A 14,730-nucleotide genomic window follows, 5' to 3' on the forward strand; every position below is an offset into this window, starting at 1 on the left:
CGTCAGCTGAACGGCTGGCCGTCGAACCGCTCCCGGGTCACGAACTCCTCGACCTCGTTGCGGCGCAGCTTGGTGAGCTGCTTGACCGGCTGACCGATCGGGAGCACGGCCGCGACGGCGTACTCGTCCGGGATGCCGAGGAGCCCACGCACGGCCGGCTCCTCGGCGGCCGCCATCGTGGTGATGGTGCCGCCGAAGCCCTCGTTGCGGGCCGCGAGCAGGATGTTCCAGACCATCGGGTAGACCGAGGCGCCGCTGATGACACCGACCCGGTCGAGGAGCTGGTCGGTGGACGCGATGACGCCGAGGTCCACGCAGACGACCAGGACGGCTCCGGCGGTGAGCACGGGCTTGGTGAACTGCTCCGGTACGTCGGTCGCCTCGATCTCCTCGGGCGTCGGGATGGGCGGCTCCAGGCTGTTCCACGGGCTCTGCCCGGCCTTGATCTGCGCGACGTAGCGGCGGACGGCAGGCTTGTTGAGCTCGGCGAGACGCTCGCGGGTCTGCTGGTCGCGGACGACGACGATCCGCACGCCCTGGCGGTTGCCGCCGCTCGGCGCGAACCGGGCGTTGTCGAGGATCCGGCGCAGGGTCTCGTCGGGCAGGGGCTCGTCGGTGAACTCCCGGACGGCCGGGGTCGTCCGCATCACGTCGTACAGGTCCATGGAGCGAGCCTGTCACGGGCCCGGTGATCCGGGCGACCGCTACGGTGCAGCCATGAACCCTGTGATCGCCCTCTCCCTCGGACGCATCAGCGTCGGCGCCGCTGCGCTGGCCAACCCGCAGGTCGCGGCCAAGCTCTTCCAGCTGGACCCGGTGACCAACCCGCAGGTCCCCTACGTCGTGCGGCTCTTCGGCTCCCGCGAGGTCGCGCTCGGCGTGGTCACCCTCCTCGCCCGTGGCAAGGCCCAGCGGGGACTGATCGGCCTCGGCATCCTCGTGGACGGCGCCGACGCCGCCACGGGCTACCTCGCCATGCAGGACGGCTCGGTGTCCCGCAAGACCGCGATGACGCTGATCGCGCCCGCTGTCGGTGCCGCCGGATCCGGGCTGCTGGGGCTGCTCAAGCGCTGAGCGGTCAGCTCAGCAGGAACACGGCGAGGGCCACGGTGCCGACGACCACGATCGTGATCCGGAGCCCGACCGGTGGGAGCCGTCGGCCGACGGTGGCGCCGATCTGGCCGCCGATGACCGAGCCGATCCCGATGATCAGGACGACCCACCAGTCGACGTCGGCGACGACCGCGAAGATCAGGCCGGCGATGGCGTTGACGGTGGCCGCGAGGATGTTCTTGACCCCGTTGAGCCGCTGCAGCGAGTCGTCGATGCCGGTGCCGAGCACGGCCATGAGCAGCACGCCCTGCGCCGCTCCGAAGTAGCCGCCGTACACGCCCGTCGCGAGCACGCCCGGCCAGACCCACCAGGTGCCGTGGTGCGGCATCCCGCCGGTCGCCTCGTGCCGGGCCGCCACCCAGGCCGAGATGCGGGGCTGGCAGACGACCAGGACGAGCCCCAGCACGATCAGGGCCGGCACGATCGCGGCGAAGGCGTCGTCCGGCAGCACCAGGAGCAGCACGGCGCCCGCCGTACCCCCGATCAGCGACGCGAGGCTGAGCCGGAGGATGCGCGAGCGCTGCCCGGCGAGCTCGCGCCGGTAGCCGATGGCGCCGGAGACCGACCCCGGGACCAGCCCGATCGTGTTGGAGACGTTGGCGGTCACCGGCGGGATGCCGAACGCGAGGAGGGTCGGGAAGGTGATCAGCGTGCCCGAGCCCACGACCGTGTTGATGGTCCCGGCCGCGATCCCGGCGAGCAGGATCGCGGCCACCTCGAAGAGGCTCACGTAGCGGGCGGCTCCTCCGGCGGGGCGGGGGGCACCTCACCGGGGTCGATCGACGGGTCGGTCTCCGTGGCCGCCGCAGCCGCGCGCGGGTTGGCGGCCTGGGCCGCCTCCGCGATCGCCGCCTCCACGGCGGCGTTGGCCCTCTTGAGCTCCGTGTCGCCGAGGGCTCCGCTGCCGCCGATCGCGGCGCGCTCGGTGCTGCCCATGTCGACACGGGTCTTCGAACCCGACGTGTGCTGCGGGATGCCCGCGAGGTCGGTCATCGTGGAGCCGAGCCCCTCGAGCGCCCGGCCGATCTCGCTCGGCACGATCCAGAGCTTGTTGGCGCCACCCTCGGCGATCTTCGGCATCATCTGGAGGTACTGGTAGGCCAGCAACGACTGGTCCGGGTTGCCGTCGTGGATGGCCTGGAAGACCGTCTGGATGGCCTGCCCCTCACCCTGGGCCCGCAGGATCTGCGACTCCCGGTCGGCCTGGGCGCGCAGGATCTGCGACTCCCGGTCACCCTCGGCGTTCAGGATCGCGGACTGCTTGTTGCCCTCGGCGGTGAGGATCGCGGACTGCCGCTGACCCTCGGCCGTGAGGATCGAGGCCCGCTTGTCGCGGTCGGCGCGCATCTGCTTCTCCATCGCGTCCTTGATGGACGGCGGCGGGTCGATGCCCTTGATCTCGACGCGGTTGACGCGGATGCCCCACTTGCCGGTCGCCTCGTCGAGGACGCCGCGCAGGCCGGTGTTGATCTCCTCGCGACTGGTCAGCGTCTGCTCGAGGTCCATGCCACCGACGATGTTGCGCAGGGTCGTCATGGTGAGCTGCTCGACGGCCTGGATGTAGTTGGCGATCTCGTACGTCGCCGCGATCGGGTCGGTGACCTGGAACCAGATGACCGTGTCGATCGAGACCACCAGGTTGTCCTCGGTGATCACGGGCTGCGGCGGGAAGCTGACGACCTGCTCGCGCAGGTCGATGACGTAGCGCACCTTGTCGACGAACGGCACGACGATGTTGAGGCCGGCGGGCAGCGTCTTGAGGTACTTGCCGAAGCGTTCGACGACGCCGGCGCGTGCCTGCGGCACGATCCGGACCGTCTTGGCCAGGAGCACCACCACGAACAGCAGCAGCAGGGCTAGCAGGATCAGGATGGCGAGTGGCACCGAGGACTCCTTCGCGCTCAGGGACTGTCGAGCTCAGGGATGGGGTGGACGTAGGCAGTGGCGCCGCGGATCTCGAAGACCTCGACGGTCTCGCCGACCTCGATCGAGACGTGCTCGTCGTACGGCGAGGCGCTCCAGGTCTCGCCGGCGAGCTTGATCTGGCCGACCGCGAGGCCGGTCATCCGCTGGGTCACGGTCGCGCGCTGCCCGAGGAGCTTGTTGGTGCCGAGGACGAGGTCGGGACCCTGGTGCAGGCGGGCCACCAGTGACGGACGGACCAGGGCGAGCATCGCGATCGCCGTGACCGCGGCGACGATGATCTGCAGCGCCACCGGGCCGCCGAGCGCGGCGGTGATCGCACCGCCACCGGCGCCGACGGCAAGCATGACCAGCACGAGGTCGAGGCTCATCAGCTCGGCGATGCCGAGGAGGGCGGCGATGCCGAGCCAGACCGCCCACGCGTGCTCGCTCAGCCAGTCCATGCTGCGACCCTACCTGTGGCGGGTTCGGCGCCGAGCGTTCCAGCGCCCGTCCTCGTGGTTGAGCACGAGCGGCATCCCGAACGTGGACGACAGGTTGGCGGCCGTGATCACCTCGTCGATCGGACCGGCCGTCACCACCTGGCCGCGACGCAGCAGCAGCGCGTGGGTGAAGCCGGGCGGGATCTCCTCGACGTGGTGCGACACCAGGACGGTCGCCGGCGACGCCGGGTCGGCGGCCAGGACCGACAAGGTCGACACCAGGTCCTCGCGGCCACCGAGGTCGAGCCCGGCGGCAGGCTCGTCCAGCAGCAGCAGCTCGGGATCGGCCATCAGGGCCCGCGCGATCTGCACGCGCTTGCGCTCACCCTCGCTGAGGGTCCCGAACGTGCGGTCGACGAGGTGCATCACGCCGACCTCGGTCAGCAGCTCCGTCGCGCGGCTGTGGTCGAGGTCGTCGTAGATCTCGCGCCAGCGGCCGACCACGCCGTACGACGCGGAGACGACGACGTCGTGGACCCGCTCCGCCCGCGGGATGCGCTCGGCGAGTGCGGCGCTGGTGATGCCGATGCGCGGCCTCAGCTCGAAGACGTCCACGGTGCCGAGGACCTCGTCGAGGATGCCCGCCACGCCCTCCGTCGGGTGGATCTGCGCGCTCGCGACCTGGAGCAGCGTGGTCTTGCCGGCGCCGTTGGGACCGAGGATGACCCAGCGCTCGTCGCCGTTGACCCGCCACGTGACCCGGTCCAGCAAGGTGGCCTGCCCCCGCCGGACGGTGACCTCGGCGAAGTCCAGGACAGGGGTGCTCACGCGGCACACCCTAGCGACTGGTCGGTGAAGCGTTGCGGCGTATCCTCACCGGCCGTGACGACTGTGCTTCCAGCCTCGGTACGACTCGCCTGGTGGGGTACGGCGTGGCTGCGCGGCCACGTCGTGACGGACCTGGTGGTCGACGCCGTGCTGGGCGACGACGCGACCCATGCCGTGGCAGGGCTGCCCGGCGCCGACCGCACCGAGACCCTCGTCGTCGCGCTGGGCCGGCTCCGGGCTGCGGGCGCGTCGGGCATGGGCGCGGCGTTCCCGGTCGAGGGCGACCCGGCCGGGCTGGGCGGGCCGGCAGCGTTCAACGCCGAGGCCCTGGAGGCCGGCGAGGCGGTCGTCGTCGCCGAGGCCGGGCTCGGGCTGGTGCCGCACCGCACCGGCGCCGCGGTGACCTGGACGGTCCACCCGGCGGCGCGGCGACAGCTGCCCGACGTCGGGGAGGCGGACCGTGGGCTCCGCGCCGCGCTGATCGAGTCGGCCAACGCGCTCGCCCGGCTCGACGTCGCGCGTTGGCGGCCCGACGTCGCGGACGAGCTGCTCAACCTGCGGCACCGTCACCCGGTCACGGCGCCGGCGGGCGTGCCGGATCGCTGCGTCGACCTCGCCGCCCGGGGGCTGCAGGCGGTCGCGATCGTCGAGCTCGCGCTCGAGGACGACGGCGCCGCGCTGACCGCCGCCGACATCACGGCGCGTGCGGATGCCCTGCGGCCGCTCGGCCGGGCCGGGAGGCGCGCGCTGGTCGCCGCCTCCTCGCCCGAGGTGTGGCCCGACGGGGCCTGAGGTGGCTCGACACCGATAGCGTTGCCGCCGATGACTGACCTGCTACCCGGCGACAAGCCGGAGACCCTGCTCATCACGCTGTCGGGCAAGGACCGACCGGGCGTGACCTCCTCGGTGTTCACCGCGCTCTCGGGCGCCGGGGTCGAGGTGATCGACATCGAGCAGATCGTGCTCCGCCGCCAGCTGATCCTCGGCATCCTCGTCACCGCGCCCCACAACGCCAAGAAGGTGCGGGCCGCGGTCGAGGAGACCGCCGCCTCGCTGGGCATGACCGTCGACATCGACCGCGGCGCCGGCGACAACAAGTCCCGGCGCGACGGACGCTCGCACGTGACGATCATCGGTACGCCGCTGCGGGCCTCCGCGATGGCCGCCGTCGCGGGCCGGATCGCCGACGCCGGTGCCAACATCGACCGGATCGAGCGGATGGCGCGCTACCCCGTCACCGCGATCGACCTCCACGTCTCCGGCGCCGACACCGACGCGCTCCGCACTGTGCTGGCCCCGGAGGCCGCCGGCCACGGCATCGACATCGCCGTGCAGCCGGCCAACCTGCTGCGCCGCGGCACCCGGCTGATCGTGATGGACGTCGACTCCACGCTGATCCAGGGCGAGGTGATCGAGATGCTGGCCGCGCACGCCGGCTACGAGGCCGAGGTCGCGGCGGTGACCGCCGCGGCCATGCGGGGTGACCTGGACTTCGAGGCGTCGCTGCGCTCGCGGGTCGCCCTGCTCGCCGGCGTACCCGCCACCGCGCTCGACGAGGTGTACGACGCGATCGTGCTCGCCCCCGGTGCCCGGACGCTAGTGCGCACGCTGCGCCGGCTGGGCTACCGGTTCGCGCTGGTCTCGGGCGGGTTCAGCCAGCTCGTCGACCGCCTGGCCGAGGACCTCGGCATCCACTTCTCCCGCGCCAACGAGCTCGAGATCGTCGACGGGGTGCTCACCGGCCGGATCATCGGCCCGGTGGTCGACCGCGCCGGCAAGGCCGCCGCGCTGCGGGAGTTCGCCGCCGAGATCGGGGTCTCCGAGGCCGCGACCATCGCCATCGGCGACGGCGCCAACGACCTCGACATGCTCAACGCGGCCGGGCTCGGCATCGCCTACAACGCCAAGCCGCTCGTCCAGGACGCCGCGGACACGTCCGTCAACGTGCCGTACCTCGACGCGATCATGTACCTCCTCGGCATCTCCCGCGAGGAGATCGTCGCCGCCGACGCCGAGGCGGGGTTCGTCACCCCCGCACCGCCGATCGGTTGATTCGGGACCTCTGACGGTTCATTGGGGAGTTCTGACCACGGCTTGCGTCAAGAACTCCCGACTGGAGCGTCAGAACTCCCGACTCAACCGTCAGGCGCGACCGACGTGGAACGCCTCGAGCCGCGCGGTCCCCTCGCCGAGGTCGGCCCAGGCGCCGTCGTACGAGAAGACCGCGACCGCGCACGTCGGGAAGTCCCCCGCCATCGATGCGGCAACAGCCGCGTCGCCGGACCCGTCGTCGAGCACCTGCGCCAGCACGCCCACCGTCGGGTTGTGTCCGATCACGACCAGCGACGTCACCGCGTCCGGCACGAGCCGGACCAGGTCGAGCGCGGTCTCCGGCCCGGCGGCGTAGAGGCCGCGGTCCAGGTCGGGCGCCAGCGACCAGCCCGCGCCGGAGGCGACGGCCTCCCACGTCTGCTGCGTCCGCAGCGCCGCTGAGACCAGCGCGTGCGCGGGCTCGACCCCCTGGGCGGACAGCCAGGACCCCGCCTCGACAGCGTCCCGGCGGCCGCGGTCGGCCAGCGGCCGCTCGAAGTCCGTCGGTCCGTCCTGCTCGGCCTTCGCGTGCCGCATCACGACCAGCCGACGAGCCACCTCAGGCACCCATCGCGTGCAGGCCGCCGTCCACGTGGATGATCTCGCCGGTGGTCGCCGGGAAGAAGTCGGAGAGAAGCGCGCAGACGGCCCGCGCGGTCGGCGCGTGGTCGGTGTTGTCCCAGCCCAGCGGCGCCCGGTCGCTCCACATCGACTCCAGGTCCTCGAAGCCCGGGATCGCCTTCGCGGCCAGCGTCTTCAGCGGCCCGGCGGACACCAGGTTGGACCGGATGCCGTACGGCCCGAGGTCGCGCGCGAGATAGCGCGACGTGGACTCGAGCGCCGCCTTCGCCACGCCCATCCAGTCGTACGCCGGCCACGCGACCGTCGCATCGAAGGTGAGCCCGACGACGGACCCGCCGGGACCCATCAGCGGGCGGGCGGCCTCCGCGAGCGCCTTGAGGGAGTACGCCGAGACCTGCACCGCCTGCGCGACGTCGGGCCACGGGCCGGTGAGGAACTTGCCGCCGAGCAGCGTCTCCGGGTTGCCGTACGCGATCGAGTGCACGACGCCGTCGAGGCCGTCGACGTGCTCGCGCACCTGGGCCTCGAGCCCGGCGAGGTGCTCCTCGTCGGTCACGTCGAGCTCGAGCACGGGCGGCTCGACGGGCAGCCGCTTCGCGATCCGTCGGGTGATGCCGAGCGCGCGGCCGAAGTTGGAGATCAGCACGGTCGCGCCCTGCTCCTGCGCCACCTTCGCGGTCGCGAAGCCGATCGAGCTGTCCATCGTCACGCCCGCGACGAGGATCCGCTTGCCGTCCAGGATGCCTGCCATGTCAGTGCCCCATTCCGAGTCCACCGTCGACCGGGATGACGGCCCCGGTGACGTACGCCGCGCCGGGGCCGGTCAGCCACAGCACGGTCTCTGCGATGTCGTCCACGGAGCCGAACCGGCTCAGTGGCACCTGCGCCTTGATGGCCGCCTTCTGCTCGTCGCTCAGCACGCCGGTCATGTCGGTCTCGATGAAGCCCGGGGCCACGACGTTCGCCGTGATCGACCGGGAGCCGAGCTCGCGCGCGATCGAGCGCGCCATGCCGACCAGGCCGGCCTTCGAGGCCGCGTAGTTGACCTGACCCGCCGAGCCGAGCAGGCCGACGACCGAGGAGATGAAGACGATCCGGCCCCGGCGCAGCCGCAGCATGCCCTTGGAGGCGCGCTTGGCGAGCCGGAACGAACCCGTGAGGTTGGTGTCGATCACCGACGACCAGTCCTCGTCGGACATCCGCAGCAGCAGCGTGTCGGCGGTGATGCCGGCGTTGGCGACGAGCACCTCGACCGGGCCGTGCGCCTCCTCGATCTGGGCGAAGGCCGCCTCGACCTGACCCGCATCGGTGATGTCGCACCGGATGTCGAGGGTGCCGTCGGGCGCGCCGCCGCTGCGCGTGGTGACGGCCACCTGGTCGCCGTTCGCCACGAACGCCTCCGCGATCGCGCGTCCGATGCCCCGGTTGCCGCCCGTGACGAGCACGGAACGGGCTGTCGTCTCCTGTGGTTCGCTCACGTGGCGACGCTAGCGACTACCGATTGGTAAGGAGGAATTGGTCAGTCGTCCTCGAGCCGGAAACCGACCTTGAGCCCGACCTGGAAGTGCTCGACCTGGCCGTCCTTGATCTGGCCGCGGACCTGGGTCATCTCGAACCAGTCGAGGTGACGCAGGGTCTTGCCCGCCCGCTCGACGGCGTTGCGGATGGCCGCTTCGATGCCGTCGGGCGAGGTGCCGACGATCTCGGTGACGCGGTAGGTGCGGTTCGTCATGGTGACCTCCGATGCTGGCCCAGGGGCAGGCCTCGGGGCCCGACACTACCGACGTACGATGGAGGCATGGCCCGGGACCTGCGCCGACCGCAGGACGCGGCGGTCCGCATCACCACTGCTGCATCGAGTCGCAACGCCGACATCGCGGTGCGGCAGAAGCGCTACCTGCTGTCGATGACGCTGCGTTCGCTGTGCTTCGTCGGCGCCATCGTGGCGGCGCTCGCGGGCGTCGGGTGGCTCTGGCCGATCCTCATCGCGGGGGCGCTCGTGCTGCCGTACGTCGCGGTCGTGATGGCGAACGCGACGATGAACAAGCGCGACGACTTCGACCTGCGTGACGGTCTCTACGTCCGCGAGCTGGGCGCGGCCGACGACTCGCCCGGCGACGGCGCGTCTCATCCTTGACTTCACCCGTCTGGGTGACAGAATCCACGCGAGCCGGGTCTCCCCCGTCCTGGCTCGTCGTGATGCCGGACGGCTTCCCCCGTGGCTGTCTGGCATCACTTCATTTCAGAGGAGCACACCGTGAGCGACGTCTGCTCGGCCAAGGGCTGCCAGGCACCTGCGACCTGGGAGCTGCTGTGGAACAACCCCAAGCTGCACACCCCCGACCGCCGCAAGGTCTGGCTGGCGTGCGACGAGCACAAGGGCTCGCTCTCCGACTTCCTGGGCGCCCGCCAGTTCCTCAAGGACGTCGTACCCCACGCCGACGCCGGTTGATCAACCGCCGATGGCGGACATCGGGCGGTCGGGCTGGAGGAACGTCGGGTCGTCGATGCCGTGACCGGCGCGCTTGCCCCGCATCGCGATGACCCAGCGCTCGGCGATCTCCTCGTCGCTCGCACCCGCGCGCAGCGACGCTCGCAAGTCGGACTCCTCGCGGGCGAAGAGGCAGTTGCGGATCTGGCCGTCGGCGGTGAGCCGGACCCGGTCGCAGTCGCCGCAGAACGGGCGGGTCACCGAGGCGATCACGCCCACGGTGCCGCTGCCGCCGTCGACCTGGAAGAGCTCGGCAGGCGCGCTCCCCCGCGGCTCCTCGGCCGGCGTGAGCAGGAACTCCGCCTCCAGCGACGCGAAGATCACGTCCGCGGTGATCATCCCGTCGCGCGACCAGCCGTGCTGGGCGTCGAGCGGCATCTGCTCGATGAACCGCAGGTGGTAGCCCTCGCCCAGGGCCCAGCGCAGCAGCTCGGGCGCCTGGTCGTCGTTGACGCCGCGCATCAGCACCGCGTTGATCTTCACCGGCCCGAGGCCGGCGTCCCGAGCTGCCGCCAGCCCGGCGATCACGTCGTGCAGACGGTCGCGGCGGGTGATCTCGTGGAAGGTCTCGCGCCGGATGCTGTCGAGGCTGACGTTGACCCGGTCGAGCCCGGCGACGGCCAGGGCCTCGGCCATCCGCGAGAGGCCCAGTGCGTTCGTGGTCAGCGACGTCTCGACGCCGAGGTCGTGGCTGCGCCTCACGATGTCGACGATGCCGCGGCGTACCAGCGGCTCGCCACCGGTGAAGCGGACCTCACGGATGCCGAGCTGCTCGACACCGATCCGGACCATCCGGACGATCTCGTCGTCGCTCAGGAGGGCGTCGTTCGGGAGCCACTCGAGGCCCTCCGCCGGCATGCAGTAGCTGCAGCGCAGGTTGCATCGGTCGGTCAACGAGACCCGCAGGTCCGTTGCCACCCGACCGAAGCGATCCTCGAGGCGCTGTGTCGTCACCACCACAGTCTAGGGACGTCGCCTGAGGCCGCCACCGGGCGACGCCCTGGCGCGGACTAGCCTCGACCCGTGCGGTCCTGGGGGTTCCTCATCAGTCGGCGTTGGTTGCTCTTCGCAGCCATCGTCGTGCTGCTCTGCTACGCCGCCTGGTGGCTCGGCGAGTGGCAGTTCCACCGGCTCGACGACCGCAAGGCCAGCAACGCCGTCGTCCGCGCCAACGAGGACCGCGATCCCGCGCGTGTCGGCGACGTGCTCGCCCCGGGCCGCCCGGTCGCGGAGGACGACGAGTGGCGCCAGGTGACCGCCACCGGCACCTACGACGCCGACCAGACCGTGATCGTGCGCTACCGCACCCGCGACGGCGCCTCGGGCATCGACGTGGTCGTGCCCCTGGTCACCGCAGACGGCGCGACCCTGCTCGTCGACCGGGGCTGGATGGCGGCCGACAACGAGGGTGCCAGTCCCTCCGACGTCCCGGCGCCACCGGCCGGCGAGGTGACGGTCGAGGGCTGGGTCCGTGCCGACGCCAGCGGCGACAGCACCGACGTGACGGACCACTCGACCCGGTCGATCTCCAGCGAGACCATCGGCAAGGCCATCGACCAGGACGTGTACGGCGGGTTCGTCATGGTCGACACCGAGGACGGCCAGCCGGCAGCGGACCTCGAGCCGGCCGAGCTGCCGGAGCTCGACAACGGACCGCACTTCTTCTACGGCCTCCAGTGGTGGTTCTTCGGGCTGCTCGCGTTCTTCGGCTTCGGCTACCTGGCGTGGGATGAGTGGCGGTCGCAGCGCCGCGACGAACCGTCCGCCCGGGAGGAGGCGCTGTCCGGCCGCAAGTCCAAGCAGGCCGCCAAGAACGCCCACAAGCAGGCGGTGCGGGCGGCGTACCAGAAGGCGTACGCCGAGGAGCGCGCCGCCCGCGAGGCTCACAGGGCCCGGAGCATGCCTCCGTCGACCGGCAGCATCACCCCGGACACGAAGGACGCCGCCGGCGACAGCACGAAGGCCGCCACCCGACCGAACTCCTCCGGCGCGCCGTAGCGCCGCAGCGGGATCGAGGCGACCCCGGCCGCCCTGGCCGCCACGGGGTCACCGCTGGCGGCGTCCAGCTCGGCGACCCGCTCGGTCTCCACCCGCCCGGGCAGCAGCCCGTTGACGCGTACGCCGGCGGGGCCGAGCTCGTCGGCCAGCGTCTTCGCCACCATCGCCAGGCCGGGGCGCAGGCCGTTGGAGATCGCCATGCCCGCGAGCGGCGCCCGGACGCTGGAGGACAGCACGAAGGCGAGGGAACCACCGTGGGGCAGCGCCTTGCCGATCTCACGGCCGACCCGGACCGCACCGAGGAAGACCGACGCGAACGCCTCCGTCCACTGCTCGTCCGTGGTGGTGACGACCGAGCCCCGGGGCGGGCCGCCGACGCTGACCAGCGCTCCGTCCAGGCGGCCCCAGCGGTCGAGCGCGGCGCGGATCAGCCGGTCCGGTGTTGTGGGGTCGGCGTTGTCGGCCACGACGGTCTCCGCCGCGTCGCCCAGCGCCTCGCGGGCGGCCGCCAGCGTCGCCTCACTGCGCCCGGACAGGACCACCCGCGCGCCCTCCGCCACCAGCACGTCGGCGGTCGCCCGTCCGAGCCCCCGCGCTCCCCCGGTGACGACGAAGACGCGGTCGGCGAGCTCGAGGTCCATGGGGCCGAGCCTAGACGCGGCGGGTCAGCTGCACGTAGACGTCCTGCGCCAGCTCGACCCGGGCCGGCAGCAGCGCGCGGACCCGGGCGAGCACCGCCGCCCGTTCGCGGGGCTCCAGCAGGAGGTAGGCCGACACCGTTCCCAGGTGACCGAGGTAGTCCTCGACCGCGTGCTCGGAGCGCCGCGGCAAGATCGCGAGCTCCGGCGGCTCGAGCTCCGGCAGGTCCACGGCCTCGACGTACGCCGACGCCAGCAGCGCCGAGCCGGGACCGGTGATCTCCTCCTCGATCGCGGTGATCGCCGCGGCCAGCCCGGGGTCCGCGACGACGGTCTGCGCGCCGAAGATCGCCGCGACGCCACCCGACCGCAACGACGCCGCCACCCGCTGCCACCGGGTCTCGGGGTCGGTCCAGTGGAAGGCGGCGCCCGCGAAGCACAGGTCCATCAGGCCCACGTCGGGTAGGACGACCTCCTCGAACGTGCCGGCCAGCACCTCGACGGGCAGGTCGACGGTCTGGGCCAGCAGCACCGCACGCATCTCCGCGTCGGGCTCGACGGCGACCACGTGGACGCCTCGTCCGGCGAAGAGCCGGGTCGCCTTGCCGGTCCCGGCACCGATCTCGAGGGCTCGTCTGACCGGGCCGCGCGCGTGCGCGAGCACCAGGTCGGCCAGCTCGTCGGGGTAGCCGGGGCGAAACCGGTCATACTCGCGCGCCGCGGCCCCGAAGCTCAGCGCACGTCGGCTCATCGGTCAGACCGTCGCCGGCGGGAGGTCCTCGACGAACTGGGTGCGGTAGAGGTCGGCGTACAAGCCGCCCTCGGCGAGCAGCGAGGCGTGCGTGCCGCGCTGCACGATGCGGCCTCGGTCGACGACCAGGATCTGGTCCGCGTTGCGGACGGTCGAGAGCCGGTGCGCGATGACCAGCGACGTGCGGCCGTCGAGCGCGGCGTCCAGCGCGCGCTGTACGGCGACCTCCGACTCGCTGTCGAGGTGGGCCGTCGCCTCGTCGAGCACGACGATCGCCGGGGCCTTGAGCAGGAGCCGGGCGATCGCGAGCCGCTGTCGCTCGCCACCGGAGAGGCGGTAGCCGCGGTCGCCGACCACCGTGTCGAGCCCGTCGGGCAGGCTCCGGATGAGGGTGGCGATCTGGCCCGCCTCGAGGGCCGCCCAGACCTCCTGGTCGCTCGCGCCGGGGCGGGCGTAGAGCAGGTTGGCCCGGATGGTGTCGTGGAACATGTGCGCGTCCTGGGTGACGTAGCCGACGACGTCCTCCAGCGACTGCAGGGTCACGTCGCGCACGTCGTGGCCGCCGACGCGGACCACGCCGGTCCGGGCGTCGTACAGCCGGGCGACCAGGTGGGTGATCGTGGTCTTGCCGGCACCGGACGGGCCCACCAGGGCGACCATCTGGCCGGGCTCGGCGACGAGCGAGATGTCGTTGAGCACCGGGCCGCCCTCGCGGGACTCCTTGCGCGCGACGGTCTCCAGCGACGCCAGCGAGATCTCGTCGGCCCGCGGGTAGCCGAAGCCGACGTGGTCGAACTCCAGGCGCGCAGCCGACCGCGGGAGCACCACCGCGTCGGGCTTCTCCTCGATCAGCGACGGCAGGTCGAGCACCTCGAAGACGCGCTCGAAGCTGACCAGCGCGGTCATCACGTCGATGCGGACGTTGGACAGGCTCTGCAGCGGGCCGAGCAGGCGCAGGAGCAGCGTGGCGAGCGCGATCAGGGTGCCGACGGTCAGCGTCTTGTCGACGGCGAGGTGCCCACCCACGCCGTACACGAGCGCGGTGGCCAGCGCCGGGACCGCCATCATCGACGCCGCGAAGATCCGGGTGAGCAGCGAGATCCGTACGCCGAGGTCGCGGACGTAGGCGGCCTTGTGGGCGAAGACCTCGTCCTCCTCCTCGCGCCGGCCGAAGAGCTTGAGCAGCATGGCGCCGCCGACGTTGAAGCGCTCGGTCATCGCGTTGCCCATGTCGGCGTTGCCGTCCATCTGCTGGCGCGTCAGGCCGGCGAGCCGGGAGCTGACCCACCGCGAGACCAGCAGCATCAGCGGGAAGATCGCGAGGCAGAGCAGCGTCACCTGCCAGCTCAGGGCCAGCATCGCGATGCCGACCACGATGACGGAGATCGTGCTCGCCACCGTGCTGGACAGCGTGGAGGTGAAGGCGCGCTGGGCGCCGATGACGTCGTTGTTGAGCCGCGAGACCAGGGCACCGGTCTGGGTGCGGGTGAAGAACGCGAGCGACTGCCGCTGCACGTGCCCGAAGACCCGGGTGCGCAGGTCGAAGATGAGTCCCTCGCCGATCCGCGACGACAGCCAGCCCTCGCCGACGGAGAGCACGGCGCCGAGCAGCGCGACGCCCGCCATCGCGAGCGCGAGCACGGTCACCAGTCCGGCGTCTCCGCCGACGATGCCGTCGTCGATGATGTGCTTGGCCAGCAGCGGTGACACGACGACCAGGCAGCTGTCGATGACCGTCAGCAGCAGGAAGACCGTGATCAGGCGCCGGTGCGGCCGCGCGAAGCCGACGACCCGGCGGACCGTCCCACGCTCGATGCGGGTGTGCACCAGGCTGCGGTCCGACCGCAGGTGTCGCCACGCGGCGCCCGAGCCCTGCATCCCCGACATCGTCTC

19 protein-coding genes are annotated in these 14,730 nt (G+C 72.1%); 6 read left to right on the forward strand and 13 right to left on the reverse strand.

Annotated elements, in window-relative coordinates; translation table 11 throughout:
- Positions 1-2: 2 nt before the first annotated feature.
- Positions 3-665, reverse strand: a complete 663-nt coding sequence (locus ABEA34_RS20475) for a nitroreductase family protein (RefSeq protein ID WP_345523451.1) — start codon at positions 663-665, stop codon at positions 3-5.
- A 52-nt stretch (positions 666-717) separates the two neighbouring features.
- Between ABEA34_RS20475 and ABEA34_RS20480 the strand changes: the two genes are divergently transcribed.
- A complete protein-coding gene (locus ABEA34_RS20480) occupies positions 718-1,074 on the forward strand; it encodes a DUF4267 domain-containing protein (RefSeq protein WP_345523453.1) in 357 nt (118 codons plus the stop codon).
- A gap of 4 nt (positions 1,075-1,078) precedes the next feature.
- Here the strand turns inward: ABEA34_RS20480 and ABEA34_RS20485 are convergent, their stop codons facing one another.
- Genes ABEA34_RS20485 through ABEA34_RS20500 form a run of 4 tightly spaced genes read right to left on the reverse strand, consistent with a single transcriptional unit; the run spans position 1,079 to position 4,286 of the window.
- Positions 1,079-1,843: a sulfite exporter TauE/SafE family protein gene (locus tag ABEA34_RS20485; RefSeq protein ID WP_345523455.1), complete on the reverse strand. Its 765-nt coding sequence runs from the start codon at positions 1,841-1,843 to the stop codon at positions 1,079-1,081.
- Entirely contained in the window at positions 1,840-2,997 is a 1,158-nt protein-coding gene (locus ABEA34_RS20490; protein ID WP_345523457.1) for an SPFH domain-containing protein, read from the reverse strand. The genes ABEA34_RS20485 and ABEA34_RS20490 overlap by 4 nt, the downstream gene beginning before the upstream one ends.
- Positions 2,998-3,014: 17 nt before the next feature.
- Positions 3,015-3,479: an NfeD family protein gene (locus tag ABEA34_RS20495; RefSeq protein WP_345523459.1), complete on the reverse strand. Its 465-nt coding sequence runs from the start codon at positions 3,477-3,479 to the stop codon at positions 3,015-3,017.
- A gap of 9 nt (positions 3,480-3,488) precedes the next feature.
- Positions 3,489-4,286, reverse strand: a complete 798-nt coding sequence (locus ABEA34_RS20500; protein WP_345523460.1) for an ABC transporter ATP-binding protein — start codon at positions 4,284-4,286, stop codon at positions 3,489-3,491.
- Between the two features lie 54 nt (positions 4,287-4,340).
- Here ABEA34_RS20500 and ABEA34_RS20505 point away from each other — a divergent pair, with 54 nt between their 5' ends.
- Both ABEA34_RS20505 and serB read left to right on the forward strand, forming a co-directional pair.
- Positions 4,341-5,078, forward strand: a complete 738-nt coding sequence (locus ABEA34_RS20505; protein ID WP_345523462.1) for a hypothetical protein — start codon at positions 4,341-4,343, stop codon at positions 5,076-5,078.
- Positions 5,079-5,108: 30 nt separating this feature from the next.
- The gene (gene serB / locus ABEA34_RS20510; RefSeq protein ID WP_345523464.1) at positions 5,109-6,338 is read left to right on the forward strand and encodes a phosphoserine phosphatase SerB; all 1,230 of its coding nucleotides are present in this window, start codon (positions 5,109-5,111) and stop codon (positions 6,336-6,338) included.
- Positions 6,339-6,428: 90 nt separating this feature from the next.
- Here the strand turns inward: serB and ABEA34_RS20515 are convergent, their stop codons facing one another.
- From ABEA34_RS20515 to ABEA34_RS20530, 4 genes are read right to left on the reverse strand one after another with little or no spacing between them, the layout of a single operon-like run.
- Positions 6,429-6,935: a SixA phosphatase family protein gene (locus ABEA34_RS20515; RefSeq protein ID WP_345523465.1), complete on the reverse strand. Its 507-nt coding sequence runs from the start codon at positions 6,933-6,935 to the stop codon at positions 6,429-6,431.
- A gap of 1 nt (position 6,936) precedes the next feature.
- Positions 6,937-7,710 (reverse strand): enoyl-ACP reductase FabI, encoded by a 774-nt coding sequence (gene fabI / locus ABEA34_RS20520; protein ID WP_345523466.1) that lies wholly within the window; start codon positions 7,708-7,710, stop codon positions 6,937-6,939.
- Position 7,711: 1 nt separating this feature from the next.
- Positions 7,712-8,437 carry a 3-oxoacyl-ACP reductase FabG gene (gene fabG / locus ABEA34_RS20525; protein WP_345523467.1) on the reverse strand — a complete coding sequence of 242 codons (726 nt, stop codon included), beginning with the start codon at positions 8,435-8,437 and terminating at the stop codon, positions 7,712-7,714.
- Between the two features lie 41 nt (positions 8,438-8,478).
- Positions 8,479-8,691 carry a dodecin gene (locus ABEA34_RS20530; RefSeq protein WP_345523468.1) on the reverse strand — a complete coding sequence of 71 codons (213 nt, stop codon included), beginning with the start codon at positions 8,689-8,691 and terminating at the stop codon, positions 8,479-8,481.
- A 66-nt stretch (positions 8,692-8,757) separates the two neighbouring features.
- Between ABEA34_RS20530 and ABEA34_RS20535 the strand changes: the two genes are divergently transcribed.
- Both ABEA34_RS20535 and ABEA34_RS20540 read left to right on the forward strand, forming a co-directional pair.
- Entirely contained in the window at positions 8,758-9,096 is a 339-nt protein-coding gene (locus ABEA34_RS20535) for a DUF3099 domain-containing protein (protein WP_345523469.1), read from the forward strand.
- 120 nt (positions 9,097-9,216) lie between these two features.
- Positions 9,217-9,411, forward strand: coding sequence for an acetone carboxylase (locus ABEA34_RS20540; RefSeq protein ID WP_345523471.1), 195 nt, complete (start codon positions 9,217-9,219; stop codon positions 9,409-9,411).
- On the opposite strand, the gene moaA is transcribed toward ABEA34_RS20540, so the two are convergent.
- Positions 9,412-10,407: a GTP 3',8-cyclase MoaA gene (gene moaA / locus ABEA34_RS20545; RefSeq protein ID WP_345523472.1), complete on the reverse strand. Its 996-nt coding sequence runs from the start codon at positions 10,405-10,407 to the stop codon at positions 9,412-9,414. It abuts the gene before it with no gap.
- 66 nt (positions 10,408-10,473) lie between these two features.
- On the opposite strand from moaA, the gene ABEA34_RS20550 reads away from it, so the two are divergent.
- Positions 10,474-11,448: an SURF1 family cytochrome oxidase biogenesis protein gene (locus ABEA34_RS20550; protein WP_345523473.1), complete on the forward strand. Its 975-nt coding sequence runs from the start codon at positions 10,474-10,476 to the stop codon at positions 11,446-11,448.
- On the opposite strand, the gene ABEA34_RS20555 is transcribed toward ABEA34_RS20550, so the two are convergent.
- From ABEA34_RS20555 to ABEA34_RS20565, 3 genes are read right to left on the reverse strand one after another with little or no spacing between them, the layout of a single operon-like run.
- A complete protein-coding gene (locus ABEA34_RS20555) occupies positions 11,334-12,089 on the reverse strand; it encodes an SDR family oxidoreductase (protein ID WP_345523474.1) in 756 nt (251 codons plus the stop codon). The two genes, ABEA34_RS20550 and ABEA34_RS20555, sit on opposite strands and share 115 nt — an antisense overlap.
- A gap of 10 nt (positions 12,090-12,099) precedes the next feature.
- Positions 12,100-12,837 carry a class I SAM-dependent methyltransferase gene (locus ABEA34_RS20560; RefSeq protein ID WP_345523475.1) on the reverse strand — a complete coding sequence of 246 codons (738 nt, stop codon included), beginning with the start codon at positions 12,835-12,837 and terminating at the stop codon, positions 12,100-12,102.
- A gap of 3 nt (positions 12,838-12,840) precedes the next feature.
- A complete protein-coding gene (locus ABEA34_RS20565) occupies positions 12,841-14,724 on the reverse strand; it encodes an ABC transporter ATP-binding protein (RefSeq protein WP_345523476.1) in 1,884 nt (627 codons plus the stop codon).
- Positions 14,725-14,730: the final 6 nt, after the last annotated feature.

This window comes from Nocardioides conyzicola (assembly GCF_039543825.1).
Lineage (GTDB): Bacteria > Actinomycetota > Actinomycetes > Propionibacteriales > Nocardioidaceae > Nocardioides > Nocardioides conyzicola.